Origin of the sequence: Siminovitchia fordii DSM 16014 = CIP 108821, assembly GCF_000374565.1 — a bacterium.
Taxonomy (GTDB): domain Bacteria; phylum Bacillota; class Bacilli; order Bacillales; family Bacillaceae_C; genus Siminovitchia; species Siminovitchia fordii.
Map to the genome: position 1 here is coordinate 97,007 of NZ_KB894688.1, position 18,252 is coordinate 115,258.

The window sequence follows — 18,252 nt, forward strand, 5'->3', positions numbered from 1 at the left end:
TGATTAAACAGCACTTTTTCCTTTTGTTGCAAATACATTTCTATCAGCTACCCGATCTACGGAAAAAGAAAAGATGTGTTTTGCTGAAATATAGTAGCAAATTCCAGCTGCAAAGTAGGCCGGTATTCCTGCGGAGATATAATAGAACAAGCCGCTTGATGTATCCATCACAGGATTATATAAGCCCCAATAAACGATAGTACCAACGATAAAGCTGACAATTGCAGAAGGGTTCACACCACGCCAGTAATAATAATTCCCATTTGTATCGTATAAATCTTTAATAGAAAGCTTCTGCTTTTTTACAAAGAAAAAGTCGGAAATGACGATTCCACCAAATATGGCCATGATATAGGCAATAACTGTAATAAAGGATCCGAAGGCTTGGTAAAAAGATGCACTTAACAATAACAATATGGTTGGTATGGCTGTTCCCATGGCAAGCTTCCATGATTTCTTTGGAAAAACAGTTTTAAAGCTGATTGCTTGTGAATACATAAGAAAAGTTCCTGCAGTAATATTACCTATTGTAAGTAATATGAGTCCGATGGCTCCGGCCCAAGTACCAGCAATGGCAAACATCCAGTCGGTTGGTTCTACAGATGCAACCACTATTGCTGCAAGGGCTCCCAGAATAACGGCGATGTTGACGATAACCCCATAGCTAAAAAATCCTGCTCTGAAAGCTGTCTTTTCATTTTTAGCCAGTCGGGCGTACTGCCCCAGATATGGAAGCCAAGAGAATCCTAGCCCTACATTTATCTCTAAAGCCGTTACGAAGGAGCGGGCATGATCTCCAGGATAAGGTTCAGTTGGAGTCAAGCCGAAAATTTTATTTAAGCCTATTCCAAATATCAATATTAAAAATAGCCCTAAAGTAACTAACAAAATGGCGGGAACACCAATCAGATTAAACTTCCGCATAACTAGCGGACCTTGGAATGTAATCAAAAATACAATAGCAAATATGATGATCGCAAAGAACGGAGCTCCAGTTGTACTGCTTGTAAAAAACCCTGGAAGGCCTAGGACGGAAGCAATTTTAACCAGCGCCTCTCCTGCCATGAAAAATGCTACTGACATATAGCCGATCGTAAGGATCATAAAAATGAAATAAAATATGTTTGACCCCAAATATCCAAGAGCACTCCGAAATCCGATAAACGTATCGACCCCAAACCTGGCAAATAGAAGAATGATCGGTGCGATTAAAAAGAACGGTAATGCATTTCCAAATAAAACTGCCGCCAACGACTCTTTTGCATTAAGCAGCATACCGGTATGGCTGCCCGTAAGGATACAAATACAGGAAATACCTATTCCCACCTGAATGAGCACTAAGTCCCAAAAACCAAATACACGGTCATTTTTTTGTGCAGGCAGAAAACCGAATGCCACATCTTTTGAGATAGCAGAATTATTATCTTTACTCATTTTAACCTCCAATTATTATTGATTATGGTGATAGCGGTGTACACGTAAGCCGTCTTGGCTCAGAATACGTCCCCAAAAGGATAAAAAACATTTAGAAGATAACGGTTAATAAAAAGACAGAAAATCCTCCTACTATGATCAGTTCCGGTGCAGCGTCAACTGTCTTCATTTTTTTTACATTAGATTCTTCTTTTTCGTAATCTTCGATCCTGCCGTGAAGATCTGTGAATAAATTCTTGACAAATTCATCTGTAGACCTCATATTTTTCTCAATCATACTTTCCTTTTCCAAGTCAATTCCCTCCTAAATTTTTATAAATACTAATATTGCAATTTACGTGCCAAATAGAAAGCCTTTTCATATATAGAATTCGGGACAGTTCGAGTTGCATTTATGAATTTTTCATTTAAAATTGAAATCATTGCTCTTCTAGAGCAAAGTACCTATAAAGGAAGTGGAATGGTTATTATGAATAGTCCTTCTCTAAATTCAAACAGCCCTTTTGTAAACGCTTTACAGTCTACTCTTCTAAGTATTTACGATGAAGTAATAATCACTGATACTAAGGGAAGAATTGCAGTAAGTTTCGGAAAAATAGAGAAATTATGGGGCGATCGAACTAGTTTAATTGGAATGAACTTATTTGAGCTTGAGAAACAAACTTTTTATGAAGAATCAACATTAGAACAAACTATTAATAAAAATAAGAGAACTATCATCAAAACGTCCTGGAATAATAAAAGAGTTCTGATCACATGTTATCCGGAGGTCCAGGATAAAAAGTATTTAACATGGGGCCTAAAACTCCTTTCAAGAAATGATAATATTTTGATGGAAAATAAAGTGGAAAAGGAGATTGATTTTTCAAAGGCATTAACTAAAGATACTTCGAGGTTATTTATCGTAAAAAGTCAAAAGATGATGAACGTTTTAAGTACAGTTGAGATGGTTTCCAAAGTTTCCTCTTCAGTTCTTTTATTGGGAGAATCCGGGGTTGGCAAAGAAGTAATTGCGCGGGCCATCCATGAATTGGGACCAAGGAAAAAACAGCCTTTCATTCCAGTGAACTGTGGGGCGATCCCTGAAAATTTGCTGGAAAGCGAATTATTCGGTTATGTAGAAGGAGCTTTCAGCGGAGCTAAAAAAGAAGGCATGCCAGGCAAATTCGAACTTGCCAATCATGGTGTGCTTTTTCTTGATGAGATTGGGGAAATGCCTCTCAATCTTCAAGTGAAGCTGCTGAGAGTCCTTCAAGAAAGAGAAATTACACCGTTGGGAAGCTTTAAATCAATCAAACTCGATATCCAGGTCATTACGGCTACGAACAAAGACCTGAAAACACTCGTTGATAAAGGACAATTCAGAGAGGATCTTTATTACCGATTAAATGTTATACCTATAGAGATTCCTTCATTGAGAGAGAGACTCGAGGAACTGCCATATTTGATCAGCTTTTTTCTGCATAAATATAATCATTTGTATGACCGCACAGTTCAAATCGAGCAGGATGCCATCGATTTAATGTCTATATACGAATGGCCCGGAAATATTAGACAGCTTGAAAATACGATAGAAAGAATTGTAGTTACGAGCACAGATACAACTGTGGATGCATCCGCTGTTCAAGAATATATGCCGCTTGAGCAGGAAACAGCAAAAGCACCTCCTGTTTTTGAACAATTGATGCCTCTCCAAGATGCGGTTGACCTTGTAGAAGAGCAATTGATCAATATGGCCATGGAAAAATATAAATCTATCAAACTTGCTGCAAAAGCACTGAATGTCAGTCAGCCGACCATGAGCAGAAAATACAAAAAGATTCTAACGAACTTATCAAAACAGAATATCTCACCTTCCGAAAAAAGAAAAATCCTTGAAGACCAACTGAATAACCGATTGCGGTCAGTTGCCATAGCCACAGCAGCTATCATAGAACCTGAAGAAGTAAGCCATTTAAGGAACAAATCAGCTACAAAAGACCCAATATTACAAAAACTGCAAACTCAGCTGACAATGATTAGAAAACAGGAAGGCGGTATCAAATGGGCTTTTATCTTTGATATCATTGACAATCAAACGTTTAGAACTTTAGTTGCAGACAAAGATTTCGTGATGGTACCCGGGGAAAAATACGCGGGATCACCGGAATTTGCGGAAGTGGCCCGCAACGCGATTAAAGGAAGGGTTGAAGTCACCCCCATTTACAGGGATATTTACGGCGAGTGGAAAACAAGCCTCGCTCCTGTAATAGACGATTCCGGCCAGGTGATCGCTTTAATCGGATATGACTATAGCAAAGAATATATCGAGTCGGAATTACATAAAATGGGAAAAGTGCTGAAAATTAATCTATAGTAAGGGCAGGAGAGTAGAAGCTTGCCTTTTTTATTAGCCCCCTATAAAATCAATCTTTATCCCCATTTTTACAAGAAAATGGAGTCTTAAAATGGGGTCTGACCCCATTTTACTTTCTCCCATACACTTACCCGTACAGACATCATCTTTGCCTCAATCAATTGTCCAATCCCCCTCTTCACTTATATTCCGGACATGTGAAAAAAGTTTTATCCAATATCAGACACCTCTAAAAGAACGAGCAAATGTAAGATTTAATGAGCAAAACATCAATGACATTCGCTTTCATTGTCGTTGTTTTCGTTTTCATTTTAGTTTTCTGAATTTGTTTATTAAGAGGTTAAAAATGATAATGAAATTACAATGATGATGAAAGAGGGTAGGTTAAATGAAGACTTTCATTAATAGCCTAGTCAACAAGTACGAAGGCTTCGTACGAATCAGAACAGCAAGAGTCTTAAACAAACGTAGCTAAGGAAGATACACCTCTAGTACTGCATATATAGATATTTATGGAGTCAAGCTATTTAATGCCTGGCTTTTTTACAGTAATAAGGCGGTGACAGGCACCACCTTTGCTTATTCGAACAGTCAGTTTCAATCCACTATTTAAAATGTTTGGTTTCTTGTAAGTATCCTACACCCCAACAGTTCACATTTGTAAATTAATCTATATTGGGAGTTATTAGTTGTATAGAAACAATCCATCTCAAATAAAAACAAGTTCTCGCTAACTTCATCATGGTATTGATAGTCCACTAATATATCCAAATCGAATGACTCAATTAGTAAATTGTATACATCTTCTATCTCTTTAATAACACTTTCAAGACTTCCCATGAATTCATTACCAATCCTGATTACAATCGTAGTTTTATGGTTTTCATACTCTTTGGCTAAAGAAGTTAATGTTTGAATCCAATTGTCTTCCGCATTGTTGAAGTCGGGTTTTAATAGAACTTTTTTATTATGTAATGCATCTAACTCATATTTAATTCCTTTTTCTCTTAATTCAAGTGCAAAGCGCATATTATCTATTTCAGCAGGCACATTATTGATCAAGTCGTTTATTGTTAAAGACCTTCTTCTACGGTTGGCCATTACTTCTGCATATAATCTTTCATGTTTATACGCGCTTAATTTTACATCATAATGATCTTTAATAAAGTGAAATGCTTGTAAAATATCATTTTTAATTAAACGAGGCTTCTTTATGATCTTCATTATATCTTCAATAAATAATTCTGGTAATTGAGGTGTATCTGTATTTCGATCCGTAAAATTTACTTTGGAAATTCTCCTTAATATTTGTTCTTTTACAATACCTACATAATTATTATTCCCTATGCATATTGGGATTTTCCCCAATGCCAATGCCTCTAGGATTACTCGGCCTACACCAACCACTACCTCATAATTTTTTATAATTTTATTTATGTTATCTGACCCATTCACTGCATGGATCATCTTTTTTGAAAGCTTATCATTTATCTGTTCTACTCTTTTTACAATATAAGAATACTGAGACCCGCTACCGATAATTCCGATTTGTACATCTACTCTCGACGATAATTGTTCAACACATTCAATAAAAAAGTCTAGACTCGGTAATTTATCGTCATCAAGTCTGCTAATATACGCAATTCTTAAAGTACCATCATTTTCTAGAACACTAATATCCGCTGCTCCAATCTCGACACAGTTTGGAACAACATTAAACTGTTTATTTGGAATTAATTTATTTGCCATATGAAAGTCACGCGATTCAGGACTTATAAAGATATAAGAATCTATAAATTCTTCTAACCCTTTTACACTAGGCGTTAAATATGCACCATGAATTGTGGTTACGACAGGGATGTCTCTTAATAACTTTATTAATGCAGCAACCTCCTGTGATTGAAAGGGGTGGACATGAATGATATCAATATTATGGTGATCAATTATTTCTAAGATCTTCCCAGCATTTTCAAAAAGTACTTGATCCTTTGGAGCGTTAATCTCGTAAAAAGGAATAGATAACCGATTTAGAATTTTGACTGCCGGACCAAAGGAACTTGCGATATAAACACTATGCCCCCTATCCATTAACGCTTTAGATAAGGTAATAATATGTGATTCAGCTCCGCCCAGTTCCATATAATCGTATAATTGCAATATATTTAATTTCATACAGTCACATCATTTCATATGTTTATCTATGTAAACATCAGATAGTAATTGAACAGCTTTTTCTTCCCATTCCTTATCAATTTTCATTAAAGATAAGGAAATTTCTTCTGCTAAACTAAATTGCTCCTGTTTTGCTAAAGAATGAATAATAAATGTAATCAGATTGAAATCGAACAATTCCTCGATTTTATATGTTTCATTTTTACTTATTACATCAACAGCTAATTGAAAAGAAAAGTCAAATTCACCAATATCTAAATAGAGGGAAGATAGCAAACCTAGCAGTTTTAGATGATTATTTCTTTCAGCAACCAACGAATCTGCTAGATTTAGTGCCTCAAACAAGTTCCCGGATAATTTATATAAAAATATCTTTAACAGGTCTTCGTTATCTTCTTCCTCTAGTAAGGATTCCAAGTATATTGTAAATAATTTATTATTATTTTTATTAAAATGTAACTGGATGAATTCTAGCGCCCTTGCGAAGTCTCCTTGCATTATATATGCTAAGGCCAATTTCTCGTGATCTATCTGATCAACTTTGGTTTGATTATCAAATAGCATGACTGAAGCCTTGTACTTTCTTAGAAAACTGTAAAAACCTAACAGTTCATTTTTTATTAAAGAATTTTGTTCATAATTTTTATATTCTCGGATGGACTCTTGTACAAATTCCTGAGTTTCATTTATTGGAAAGGATTCGTCTTCTATATATTGAGAAATTGGATTTAATAATTTACTCCAATCAAACACTTTAGCCGTTTCTATTGCATTTTTACATTCCATGTTATAGTCAGTTTCACTCATTGTGATATATTTATCAATATACGATAAAAACTCTTCTTTATTATTAGCTATTTTCAATCCTGGAAAACCGATTATGTCTGGCATCATTGTTGATACGACAGGAGTTCCTGAACTTAGGTATTCATACAATTTCAAGGGGGTAACTGATGCAGTCAAATTATTTACCTTAAACGGTATAATAGCTATTTTTGAGTGGAATAAATAACTGGGTAATTCGCTATATTCCTTAAACCCTAAAAAGCTGATGTTATCATAAGGTGGTAACTTACAAATCTCACTACCTACAAAAACAAACAAGTAGTTTGGTCTAAGTTTTGCTATATAATCAATTAAATCAATATCAACCCATTCCGCAACGGCTCCCATAAAAAACACAATCGGCTTCTCTTCACCTAGTATATCATTTGGTTTTCTAGTATTTATTTCATTAAGGTTGGTATAATCAGAGGTCCAAACCCCGTTAGGCAAATAGTAGACAGTTTTATTTAAATAAGACATCTTAGTATATAATCTTTTTGACGAAGCTATAACTAGGTCGGCGATACTTGCAATTTTTCTTTCATAATAAATGAGTTCTTCTGTAAAATTAAAGTCTACATCCTCCAAAAATGAACCCCAGTCATCTAAACAATCATAAATTAACTTCCCATTCTCTGGAATATAGTCTAAATACTTGCTCCACTCAGGAAAGGAAACGATATATGCAGGGTTTTCTTTTGAATAAACTTCTCCAATCTTATTCAATAATTCATTTATTTTACAACTGACTTCTACATCAACATTTTTCTCGTCTAATACATGAACCCCTTCATCATTCTTGTGAAAGATTCTATGTAATAACGATTCCTTATCATTTATTTCGCTTAACATTTGCTGAGATACTTTATGTCGTTCCAATACCCCAATGTATAAGACTTCATAGCCACTCTCAACAAAGTATTTTGCAAAGTGTTGCGGCCTTTGTTTAAGGCCCTTATACGTGACACCAGATAAGATAATGATTGGTTTCATTTTATTTACTCCTTATATTTGAAAAAGGTAACCTAATCATAGGTTACCTTTTTCATATTTAAATTAACGAAGTAATTGAAGAACTCCTTGTGGCTGTTGGTTCGCTTGAGCCAACATTGCTTGAGAAGCTTGAGAAAGGATATTGTTCTTCGTGAACTCCATCATTTCTTTTGCCATGTCAACGTCTCTGATACGGGATTCAGCAGCTGTTAAGTTTTCTGCGGATGTACCAAGGTTGTTGATTGTGTGTTCTAAGCGGTTTTGCATAGCACCTAGATTTGAACGCTCAGTAGCAACTGTTTTGATGGCAGTATTCAGTGTTTCAATAGCATCGTTTGCATCTGTTTGAGTGTCAACTTTAATTCCAGTACCAGTTTTGCTATCTCCTGATCCTACTCCAAGAGTTGCTGCATCCATTTTTGAGATGTTCAACGTAACGTTTTGGTCTTTATTTGCTCCAATGTGGAATGTTAAGGCTTGACCACCAGAAGCAGAAGTGAAAGTCCCGTCTAGAAGAGTCTTTCCATTGAATTCAGTAGTCTCAGAGATACGTGTAATTTCACGTGCCAGTTGATCAATTTCATCTTGGATTGCTGCGCGGTCCGTTGGATCATCATTTGTGTCATTTGAAGCCTGAACAGCCAATTCACGCATACGTTGAAGGATGGCATGAGTTTCATTCAATGCGCCTTCAGCAGTTTGGATTAAAGAAATTCCGTCTTGCGCATTTTTCGCAGCCATGTCCAAACCTTTGATTTGAGCACGCATTTTTTCAGAGATAGCTAGTCCAGCAGCGTCATCTCCTGCACGGTTGATACGAAGTCCTGAAGATAGTTTCTCCATGTTTTTGGTTGCAGCATTTGTTCCGGCATTTAATTGACGGTGAGTGTTAAGTGCCGCAATGTTGTGATTGATTCTCATTTCATTTTCCTCCTTGAATGTGCCGCTCACATCCTTGTGAACGGTATTGCTATATATTGTTGGCAAGATATCCGGTCGGCCGCCCGGAACCTCGCCTTCAATAGTTATATCGGCAGGAGGGTATTTTGTTTAATAGATTTTTAATCTTTTTTCGTATTTTTCATTATGCTGGAAAGATCGGAAACTTCCTTTAGAGCAGCTGTGTTTTCGTTTTGGATTTCTAGCCACAATTCTTTACGGTGGACTTCAACGTTTTTGGGGGCATTGATTCCAATTTTTACTTGGTCACCCTGGATGGCAGTAACAGAGATTTCAATATCTGTACCGATTTGGATAGCCTCGCCTTTTTTCCTTGATAATATCAGCATCTCGTCACCCTTCCACTTTCTGTCCGAACAGGAGATGTCTCGTTTTATAGTTTCCTTCATTCAAAATGACCTGCTTGGCCTTATTGTTTTTTGAATTAACCACAATCGGAGCCTGGAGATTGGCAGTTGTGTGTTCGAAGGGATCTTGCACGGTCAAAATAGCAAAAACTACCGCATGTTCCGGCTTCTCTAACTCCAACTGCTCAACCGTCGATTCGTTCAATTGAAAATCATAATCCGGAAAAAATGAAAAAGGGTCAGCAACAACAAAGCCTATTTCGGGTGTTCTGACTGACTGCAAAACGATCAAAACACTTTTATCCAACGGCAGCAAGACAAATTTCTTCTCCTCCGGGAATCCCGGTATCCCGCTTTCAAACTTCAAAATATTTTCTGAACTGATTTCTTGCGTCCCGTGGTATTTCGTTTCAATATTCATCTTTCTTCTCCTTTCACACTTCCAAATTAACAAAATCCATCTTCAATGACGGTTCACGTTCCATATAAATATCCACTTTACCTGGCTCATATTCAATCACAGGCTTTTGAGGCTCCATTTGAATCATAGGCTCACGCCTCGTCCACTGTATGTCCAAAACAGAAGATTCATAATGCAATTTTACACTGAAAGGTGAAGGGATAAATCCGATATTAAACGAAGCTTCAGGTCTTTCCGAATTCCTCTTCGCAATGCCTGGAATTGGATTTCCACCATATTCAATCCGCATGAGCTCGTCCCCTTCTTCCGCTCTTCTCATTGCCCCCTCCATTGCCTTAGATCGCCCTTCTTGGGCAAACTCCTCCACGAGCCTTGAAATGGACTTTAGATTCATGTCTTCCCATGCCTTCGTCTGGTCAATCGTCAGCTTCGATGGCCTCCGCTCAATGTGCATTTCAGCAGGAAGCTGCTGAATCTCTACGATCGGTTTAGGCTGTTCAATGGTCTGCGTGGCTGGATTAGTCCTCATGCCTATTTGCCCTTTAACGGACTCTATTCGAATTTGCGGCATTAATCTCACTTTGCATACCCCCTTTAAGCAACAAAAAAGCTATCCCGCAGAATAGCTTTTATCTCAGAAAATCGATCAATGTCGGCTGGACGATCCGGGAACTGACACTAAGCGATGCACGAAGAAGGCTCTCTTCCATAATAAACTCTGTGATCACTTTTTCGTATTCCACATCTTCATTATCAGACATCATTTTCTTGGAAATTTCCTCTTGTTGGTCCACCCGCTGTTCCATTAAATCAATCCGGTTGGACTTTGCACCGAGCGAAGCACGTTCCTTCAACATTTCATCAATCCGCTCATCCAAAACGGATAAATGGCTGCCAACATCACCTTCAGACTCAATGTCATTAATCAAATTTTGTATAGACTCGAAGAATCCCTCAGAAAAAACAGTTTCCGGCTTCATGTTAACAGGAATGAGAACGCCCTTTCCGAGTTCAATTTTCACATCATCCGTACTTGTAGGAAAGACTGGAGGATCAGCTGCCAAATCAACAGGCCGCTCATTTGTCTTCGTTCCATTAAAAATATATTTCCCGCCGACTTCAGTGTTGGCAATGTTCTCCAACTGGTGCATAATCTCATTTATCTCTTTAGTAATAGCATCCAGTTGTCCTTCTTCATATGTTCCATTAGATGCCTTGACCGCTAAGTCACGGATGCGGTGCATCGCTTTTGTAGCCTGATCCAATGCAGCATCAGTATTATCAATCCAGTTGTGGGCTTCCGAAAAATTCCGTTTGAACTGTTCCGTTTGAAGGACATTGTTCCGATAAGCGATTCCTTTCATTGCTGAAACCGGATCATCAGACGGACGTGTGATTTTTTTTCCCGTGTTCATCTGCTCCTGCAGCTGTCCGAGCCTTCCATATGTATTGCTCAAATGTCTAAGTGAATTATTAGCAATCATTGATTGTGTGACACGCATATCCCTTTACCTCCTATCTTCCAACAACGCCCATTCCATTAATGATTTTATCGAGCATTTCATCAACAACTGTTATATTTCTTGCAGCCGCATTATAGGCATGCTGAAATTTGATCATATTCATGATTTCTTCATCCAATGAAACAGTACTCACGGAAAGCCGCTTTTCATCAACTGACCCCTGAAGTGTTGCCGCATTTGCCTTTTGTCTATTGGCATATTGTGCGTCCACTCCGAGCTTCCCGATGATTTTCTGATAATCTGTAATCACGTCTTTAAACGAATCAGCCATTTCCAAAGCTTGCTCACTTTCGCCGACAGCCCCGGATTTTGAAGCTGCCAAGGCGTCAGTATTCTCTAATAGCATTTTTAATCCCTTAGCTCCGTCACCTTCTGTAAAAAAGAGTCCGCCATCGCTGCCATCTTTCGTTTTTCCGGCTTGATGAGCTTCATTGATGCTCTTTGCAAATTGATTTGCCAATTCGTCCAGTTGTTTCATAATTTTCAAATAAGAATCATGGTCATCGCTTCCATAACCATAGTTTTCAATCAAACTTTTCAATCTGCCTTGAGGCAATTGATCAATAGATACCACGTTATCACCAAATGATAGTCCTGTGACGATTTCTGGATCTCCATCCGTGGTAATATCCAGCTCTTTATAACCTGATTGGTTCACTACTTCAATGTCCCCAACCATGATTTTATAAATGCCTTCCATTGCCCCTGTTGGATTTGTATGGCTGTCCTCTTTGATCACCTGAATATCCATAAATTTGGAAAGCTCATCCACAAGCAAATCCCGTTCATCATACAAATTATTTGGAACAAAACCGAGCGGCTCCACTTCGGCAATCCTTTTATTCAAAGCATCGATATTTTTCAAAATCGAGTTGATCGCTTCTTTATCGGTGTTCATTTGAAGACCCAAATCTTCCCTATATGTCTGGATATTCTCGTATATATAATTGAATGTATCCGCAACCGCATGTCCGCGTTGCAGCACGACTTCGCGTGCACCGTCATTTTCGGGATGAGTACTCAAATCTTGAAGAGACTGCCAGAACTCACCGAGCACTTTGGAGATGCCGGTGCTGTCTTTTCCTGTCTCATTCAAAAGATCCTCCAGCCTGGACAGCGCTTCAGAGGTTGTTCCGTAATAGCCCAACTTAGCACTCTCCTTACGGAATTGTCCGTCCAAAAAAGATTCACGGACTCGATGTACTTCCCCCGCTGTGACTCCAGTTCCAATCTGCCCGGGAATTCGTGGTCTGTTCATCGAAGCCGACGGGTACGCCTCAGTAGCCTGCATATTGATCCGCTGGCGAGTATATCCCGGTGTATTTGCGTTTGCAACGTTGTTTCCAGTCGTATAAAGTCCGGCTTGCTGGGAGTGCAACGCCCTTTTCGCCGTTTCTAAACCATGGAAGGTAGATGACATGTTATTTCCTCCGTATTACTAAAATCATTTTTTCTAATCAAACCTTTGAATCGAAAAAAGACTTGCCCGGTTTTGTTTGTTGTTTATTGACATCAGGCTTGCCGTATGTTGCCGATTCTATTTCCGGCTGTATCAGGTCAAGGTTCATATTGACGAACTGCAGGGATTGATAGATAAGCTGCTTGTTCAGTTCATTCTGCTCCTGGAGTTTATCGATCACAGAAACCAGTTGTTCCTGCAGTGCCTGAAGCGTTTCAGCCGCTTCAGGAGTAGCGGCTGCAATGCAGTCCGTAATCGTGATTTGGCTTTCTCCGTTCTTTTTTAAAAACACCTTTGCAGCTGTTTGCCGCTCGTTTTCCATCATAGTGATGGCAGATGCAAGTTTTTGTTCTTCACGCATGATCTCCTGGAGGCTGTCCACATCTCCTTTTTTCAGGACTTCCGTTTTCTTGAGCGCATTTTTCAACAGGTTCCCATGAAGTTGATACTGTTTGGTCAGATTGGCAATTAACGTCTCTGCAGACATGGGCAGCCTCCTTTCGGTTTATTGATTGAAGTAATATTTGGCTATACTGTGCGCAACTTTTTTGGGGTCGATTTTATAATTGCCCTGTTCGATCTGATTTTTTAAATGCTCTATGCGGACTGTTCGCTCTGCATCATATTTGGATGATTGCTGCAGCTCTTTGGCCTGCTTGGAAATTTCTATTTGATCCGCCTCAATCCGTTCAGTGCGGGTTTGCTTTTCTACATGATTCATCTGCTTTGAATACGGATTCGTATCAGGTCTGTTGAAAGAATTGATTTTCATCAAATAACCTCCTTGCTTTCAACGTATCGTACCTATTATATCGGTTTATCTGAATAATTGTTTAGATATTCTTCTCTGAAAAATTCAACCTCTTGCCAACGTAAAAGAACTTATACTTTTGGCACCGGATTCCACCAAAGCTTTCGCCGCATGCTGAAGAGTCGACCCTGTTGTATAAATATCGTCTATAAGAAGAATTCTTTTATCTAAAACAGGTTCAGTAACTTTAAATACCTGTTTCAAATGAATTCTTTCTTCACGGGATTTCTTCGATTGTTTTTCTCCATGAACTCTTACAAGCGCATCAACTGTTTCAAACCCGGCTTCAACAGCTAGGCCAGTAGCTTGATTAAAGCCCCGCTCCAGGAGCCGTTCCTTGCTTAATGGAATCGGCACTAATAAATCAAATGATGCTTCTGAAAGGGTGTTTCGTACTTCTTCCGAAAATACCTTCGCCAGTACATAATCGCCGCGATATTTATATCGTGCCATCAGCTCTTTTAAAAAATCATTGTATTGATATATGGAAGCATTATTCTCAAGATTGCCTGCCCACTTTGCATCTACCTCCCAGCGAAAACAATCATGACAAATGTCTTCATGAATATATTCGGAAGCCAGTTCAGCAAGAGGCCGAGAACACTTTCGGCAAGTTAGACCCGTGATTACCGCAAGCTTCCCTTTACACGTCTCGCATAACTTCTGATCCGAAGCACCGAAAAGAAACTTTCTCCACGTCATCTGCTCCTGGATGACTGCATCACAGTACAGACAATGATTATTCATCAAGCAGCCCCGCCCTCCATGCTTCTTTGTTCATCTCGTCAATATGAAGCATAGCCTGGATCATCGCCTTCGTCCGACTGTAATGAAAAAATGTAATATCCCCAGAGGGGTGCTCCGAACTTCTGCCTACCCTGCCGGCGATTTGGACTAGTGCAGCCTCTGTAAAAATATCATCTTCCGCACCAAGTACTGCAACGTCTATATTTGGAAATGTGACGCCTCTTTCCAAAATCGTTGTTGTAAGAAGAATCGGTGTTTCACCCGATCTCATCATTTTTACTTTCTCTTTTCTTAACGGGTCTTCTGCGTGAACGGATTGGATCGCCGGATGCAGTTTCTGAAAAATAGAAAGAGATTTTTCCATCAGCTTGATATGCGGGACAAAAATAAGCGCCTGTTTTCCCAACTTTAGCCGCTTTTCTGTCCATTCCACTACAGGGTATGGAAGCTGGCCATTCGCCAGCTGCTTCTGCCAATTTCCACACCATACAAATCGTGGAAGCGGAAGCGGCTTTCGGTGAAATCGAGCAGGGATTTTAATGAATTGTCGCTTCCCAAACCGGCATTCATACTGCCACTTCCTGCTTGGAGTAGCCGTCAAATGGATCAGCGAAGCTCTCAGCTTCACCGATTTTTCCACTGCCCATTGCAGGCTTTCGTCAAATGTATATGGGAAAGCATCGACTTCATCGACAATCATCATATCAAAAGCGCGGTGAAAACGGAGAAGTTGATGGGTAGTTGAAATAGTGATAGGAGAAAATAGATGACGGTCTTCACTGCTGCCGTAAAGTGCGGAGATTTCGGTAGAGGGAAACACTTTCTGGAGGCGGGGCACCAATTCCAACACAACATCCGTCCTGGGAGTCGCGATGCAGATTCGATGGCGAAGCTTTAATGCTTCATCTATGCCGTCAAACAAAACTTCCGTCTTGCCAGCTCCGCAAACAGCCCAAACCAGCAGCTCGTCTTTGTTCCGCACAGCAGAAATTACAGCCGTAGAAGCGGCTTCCTGTCCCTTGGACAAACGGCCCTCCCATTGCAAATGGCTGCCTGCTTTCCACTCCAATGAAGGACCGGTCCAATAGTAAAAGCTCGTGCATTCCGAAACTCTCCCCATCATGAGGCAGTTTCTGCAATAGACACAGTCCCGCCCGCATGATGCACACGGAAATTTCGAAAAAAGCCGGCTGATCCGATTATTACAACGTTGGCACAGCCACCTTTTGTTGACACGTCTCAATCCAGGCGTTTCTGCAATATATTTATTTTGGATATGCCAATAGATGTCTTCTTTGGAAAATGGGATTTCATTCAAAAGGAGTCTTCGTCCGAGTAAAAAACGCTGAAGTTCAGGAGAAAATTCAAATTGGGGACTAGATAGGGGGATTTTATTATTCAATTTATCACCTCTTATACATATTGACCCAAAACAGTTCGCGCATTTAAGGAAGCCTAGCCTAGTGCTTCCATTACAGACCGCGCAAGGCCGAAATGCCTCTCAGCATTCCGGCCTCCAAATCACCTTACTTCGACCCAGCCATTTTTGATGGCCGTGATAACTGCCTGAGTACGGTCATTAACATTCATTTTTTGTAAAATGTTACTCACGTGGTTTTTGACTGTTTTTTCACTGATATAAAGGGTTTCGCCGATCGCGCGATTGCTCTTTCCGTCAGCAAGCAACTGCAAGACTTCACATTCACGGCTTGTCAGCAGATGCAGAGGTACTCTCACTTCTGGCTGCTGGTAGCCAGCCCCTTTATTTTGCTGGTTGGCGAGTCGTCTGTATTCTCTGACCAATTTGTGAGTGACTTTCGGGTGGATGTAAGAACCACCGTCTGCTACAACCTTGATTGCACCGATGAGTTCATCCGAATCCATTTCTTTTAGCATATAACCTGCAGCACCAGTCTTCATTGCATGCGTAACATATGCTTCTTCATCATGGATGGAGAGGATGATCGCTTTTGATTCGGGATAAGTCTCCATCAGCTGCCTTGTTGCTTCGATTCCATTCGTATTCTTCATATTGATATCTAGCAGGACAACATCCGGGGAATACTCCTCAACAATCCCAACCGCATCACAGCCGTCTGCGCCTTCCGCAACGACAGAGAATGTCTTTTCGAATTCGAGGATTCTTTTTACACCTTCACGAAATAATTCGTGATCGTCAATAATGGCTATTTTTGTTTGCATTCGTTATTCCCCCTTATTTATTTTTAAAATAACGTCAAGCTAATCAAAGGACAGGTATCTTGATTGAAATGATTGTTCCAGCCCCTTGTTTGGAATGGACTGTGAACAGGCCGTCCAATATTTCGACACGCTCTCTCATTCCTATCATGCCGTAGCGACCGCTCTTACTCACACTGGGATCAAAGCCGACACCGTCATCCTTTACTAGGACATATACTTTCTCAGGCTGCATTTCCACCTTGACTTGGATGGTCTTTGCCTGGGCATGTTTCAATGCATTATGTACAGCTTCCTGGATGAGGCGAAACAGAGCCACTTCATATTTTGATGGAAGTCTAAAGTCCTTCCCTAAATAAACGAACTCGATGTTCGTTGTTTTGTGGTAATCCTCAACTGTCGCCAAATATTTCTTTAATGTCGGAATCAGTCCGAGATCATCAAGAGCCATTGGCCTCAAGTCGTAAATGATACGCCTGACTTCATAGAGGGTCGTACGGATCATTTCCTTCAGACTGCGAATCTCCTCAAGTGACTGCTCCGGCCCTTCTTCTTTGTGCATTCTTTCGGCCAAGTCGGATCGGATCAAGACGCTTGCGAGCAATTGCGCAGGCCCATCATGGATTTCACGTGAAAGCCTCTTTCTTTCCTCTTCTTGAGCTTCGATGATGCGCAAACCAAAATCTTGCTTCATTTTCGCATCTTCGAGGGCTTCTCCCATTTCTTTGATATCGCTGACCAAATAATTGGATACAATTGAAATTTGCGAGACCAGCATCTCTGCTCGTTCAATCGTTTGCTGCAGAATTAGCAGGCGTCTTTCCAAATCATCCCTTCGCTCTCTAAGTTGTTTTTCCAGCTGCCGGTTTATCATTAATTTTGTTTGAAGATCATGGGCTTGTTCATATGCTGTGCGCACCTGTTCTTCGTTGAATTCCTTGAAATGCAGGCTTATAGTGGATAAGCGCTGCCTCGAAAGTCTGGATTGCACTTCCAGCTTATCGCCTTCATCAATGACTTTATTGACTTCTTCCTTGATTTTTTCCAGCTCTTTTAACATACTGTCATGGTCACGACGGCATTGTTCGCCAATCTGGAAAATTTCGTGTTTGCTGCGATCCACTGTGCTGATCATCTGTTCAACGATATTATCCAGTTCTTTTATATTCACTTTCTTAAGTGCCATTTTCCTCGAGGGCTCCCCCTTTCGGATCGGTATACTGGAAATAGGCGATAAGACATACCTACCATTCTACTAAACGTATTATATCATGTATAATTTTATTAAACACACTATTTTAGTTGGGAAAATAATGAGCATTTCGAAAGGGGCAGAGTCATGCTTCCACAATATTTTACAGTTAAAGCAGAAGGGACCCATGAAATCAACATTCAAAAATCAAGGTTTATCGCACATGTTAAGAGGGCCGAAACTGAGGAAGAGGCACAGGGCTTTATACAGGAAATCAAAAAGGAACACTGGAATGCCACCCACAATTGCTCTGCCTACATGATCGGTGAACATGATCAGATTCAAAAGGCAAATGATGATGGCGAACCGAGCGGTACCGCAGGAGTTCCGATGCTTGAAGTGCTGAAGAAAAGAAATTTGAAAGATACAGTAGTTGTCGTCACTAGATATTTCGGGGGCATTAAGTTAGGGGCCGGAGGACTCATCCGCGCCTACGGCAGAGCAGTTTCTGAAGGGATTGATTCCATCGGCATCGTCCAGCGGACCCTCATGACCGTCATGCATGTGAAAGCCGACTATACGTGGCTTGGAAAACTGGAAAACGAAATCCGTTCGTCCGATTACCAACTGAAAGTCATACACTATTCTGATCTTGTTGAGATGGAGGTTTATGTAAAAGAGGACAAAATTAATGAATTCCTGGAATGGATGACAGAGCTGACAAATGGACAGGCCGATATTGCCGAGGGTGAACAGCTATATATGGAATCAGACATAAAGTAAGTCCCGATTGTAAAGATAGGAGTAAAGACT

General features: G+C 39.9%; 18 protein-coding genes. 2 read left to right on the forward strand and 16 right to left on the reverse strand.

The window, feature by feature from the left end; all coding sequences use genetic code 11:
• Positions 1–3: 3 nt before the first annotated feature.
• Both C509_RS0107850 and C509_RS0107855 read right to left on the reverse strand, forming a co-directional pair.
• On the reverse strand, positions 4–1,434 hold the full coding sequence (locus C509_RS0107850) for a purine-cytosine permease family protein (RefSeq protein WP_018706369.1): 1,431 nt from the start codon (positions 1,432–1,434) through the stop codon (positions 4–6).
• A 91-nt stretch (positions 1,435–1,525) separates the two neighbouring features.
• Positions 1,526–1,726, reverse strand: a complete 201-nt coding sequence (locus tag C509_RS0107855; RefSeq protein WP_018706370.1) for a hypothetical protein — start codon at positions 1,724–1,726, stop codon at positions 1,526–1,528.
• A 102-nt stretch (positions 1,727–1,828) separates the two neighbouring features.
• Between C509_RS0107855 and C509_RS23635 the strand changes: the two genes are divergently transcribed.
• Positions 1,829–3,790 (forward strand): sigma 54-interacting transcriptional regulator, encoded by a 1,962-nt coding sequence (locus tag C509_RS23635; protein ID WP_018706371.1) that lies wholly within the window; start codon positions 1,829–1,831, stop codon positions 3,788–3,790.
• 609 nt (positions 3,791–4,399) lie between these two features.
• On the opposite strand, the gene C509_RS0107865 is transcribed toward C509_RS23635, so the two are convergent.
• The 14 genes from C509_RS0107865 to C509_RS0107930 form a co-directional block, all read right to left on the reverse strand.
• Complete coding sequence (locus C509_RS0107865) at positions 4,400–5,962, reverse strand: glycosyltransferase (RefSeq protein WP_018706372.1); 1,563 nt, start codon at positions 5,960–5,962, stop codon at positions 4,400–4,402.
• Positions 5,963–5,971: 9 nt separating this feature from the next.
• Complete coding sequence (locus C509_RS25120) at positions 5,972–7,780, reverse strand: glycosyltransferase (protein WP_018706373.1); 1,809 nt, start codon at positions 7,778–7,780, stop codon at positions 5,972–5,974.
• 63 nt (positions 7,781–7,843) lie between these two features.
• Positions 7,844–8,701, reverse strand: coding sequence for a flagellin (locus C509_RS0107875; protein WP_018706374.1), 858 nt, complete (start codon positions 8,699–8,701; stop codon positions 7,844–7,846).
• Positions 8,702–8,841: 140 nt separating this feature from the next.
• Complete coding sequence (csrA, locus tag C509_RS0107880; protein WP_018706375.1) at positions 8,842–9,069, reverse strand: carbon storage regulator CsrA; 228 nt, start codon at positions 9,067–9,069, stop codon at positions 8,842–8,844.
• A gap of 4 nt (positions 9,070–9,073) precedes the next feature.
• A complete protein-coding gene (fliW, locus tag C509_RS0107885; protein ID WP_018706376.1) occupies positions 9,074–9,508 on the reverse strand; it encodes a flagellar assembly protein FliW in 435 nt (144 codons plus the stop codon).
• Between the two features lie 13 nt (positions 9,509–9,521).
• On the reverse strand, positions 9,522–10,079 hold the full coding sequence (locus C509_RS0107890; protein WP_033369876.1) for a DUF6470 family protein: 558 nt from the start codon (positions 10,077–10,079) through the stop codon (positions 9,522–9,524).
• Between the two features lie 58 nt (positions 10,080–10,137).
• On the reverse strand, positions 10,138–11,010 hold the full coding sequence (flgL, locus tag C509_RS0107895; RefSeq protein WP_018706378.1) for a flagellar hook-associated protein FlgL: 873 nt from the start codon (positions 11,008–11,010) through the stop codon (positions 10,138–10,140).
• Positions 11,011–11,023: 13 nt separating this feature from the next.
• Positions 11,024–12,451, reverse strand: a complete 1,428-nt coding sequence (flgK, locus tag C509_RS0107900) for a flagellar hook-associated protein FlgK (protein WP_018706379.1) — start codon at positions 12,449–12,451, stop codon at positions 11,024–11,026.
• 37 nt (positions 12,452–12,488) lie between these two features.
• Positions 12,489–12,977 carry a flagellar protein FlgN gene (locus C509_RS0107905; RefSeq protein WP_018706380.1) on the reverse strand — a complete coding sequence of 163 codons (489 nt, stop codon included), beginning with the start codon at positions 12,975–12,977 and terminating at the stop codon, positions 12,489–12,491.
• An 18-nt stretch (positions 12,978–12,995) separates the two neighbouring features.
• The gene (gene flgM / locus C509_RS0107910) at positions 12,996–13,262 is read right to left on the reverse strand and encodes a flagellar biosynthesis anti-sigma factor FlgM (RefSeq protein WP_018706381.1); all 267 of its coding nucleotides are present in this window, start codon (positions 13,260–13,262) and stop codon (positions 12,996–12,998) included.
• A gap of 84 nt (positions 13,263–13,346) precedes the next feature.
• Positions 13,347–14,048 carry a ComFC family protein gene (locus C509_RS0107915; protein WP_026319762.1) on the reverse strand — a complete coding sequence of 234 codons (702 nt, stop codon included), beginning with the start codon at positions 14,046–14,048 and terminating at the stop codon, positions 13,347–13,349.
• Positions 14,041–15,075, reverse strand: coding sequence for an ATP-dependent helicase ComFA (locus C509_RS0107920; protein WP_245542450.1), 1,035 nt, complete (start codon positions 15,073–15,075; stop codon positions 14,041–14,043). The genes C509_RS0107915 and C509_RS0107920 overlap by 8 nt, the downstream gene beginning before the upstream one ends.
• Positions 15,076–15,569: 494 nt before the next feature.
• Positions 15,570–16,250 (reverse strand): response regulator, encoded by a 681-nt coding sequence (locus C509_RS0107925; RefSeq protein WP_018706384.1) that lies wholly within the window; start codon positions 16,248–16,250, stop codon positions 15,570–15,572.
• Positions 16,251–16,293: 43 nt separating this feature from the next.
• Entirely contained in the window at positions 16,294–17,433 is a 1,140-nt protein-coding gene (locus C509_RS0107930; protein ID WP_018706385.1) for a sensor histidine kinase, read from the reverse strand.
• Positions 17,434–17,586: 153 nt separating this feature from the next.
• Here C509_RS0107930 and C509_RS0107935 point away from each other — a divergent pair, with 153 nt between their 5' ends.
• Positions 17,587–18,222, forward strand: a complete 636-nt coding sequence (locus C509_RS0107935; RefSeq protein ID WP_018706386.1) for a YigZ family protein — start codon at positions 17,587–17,589, stop codon at positions 18,220–18,222.
• The last annotated feature ends 30 nt before the right edge of the window (positions 18,223–18,252 follow it).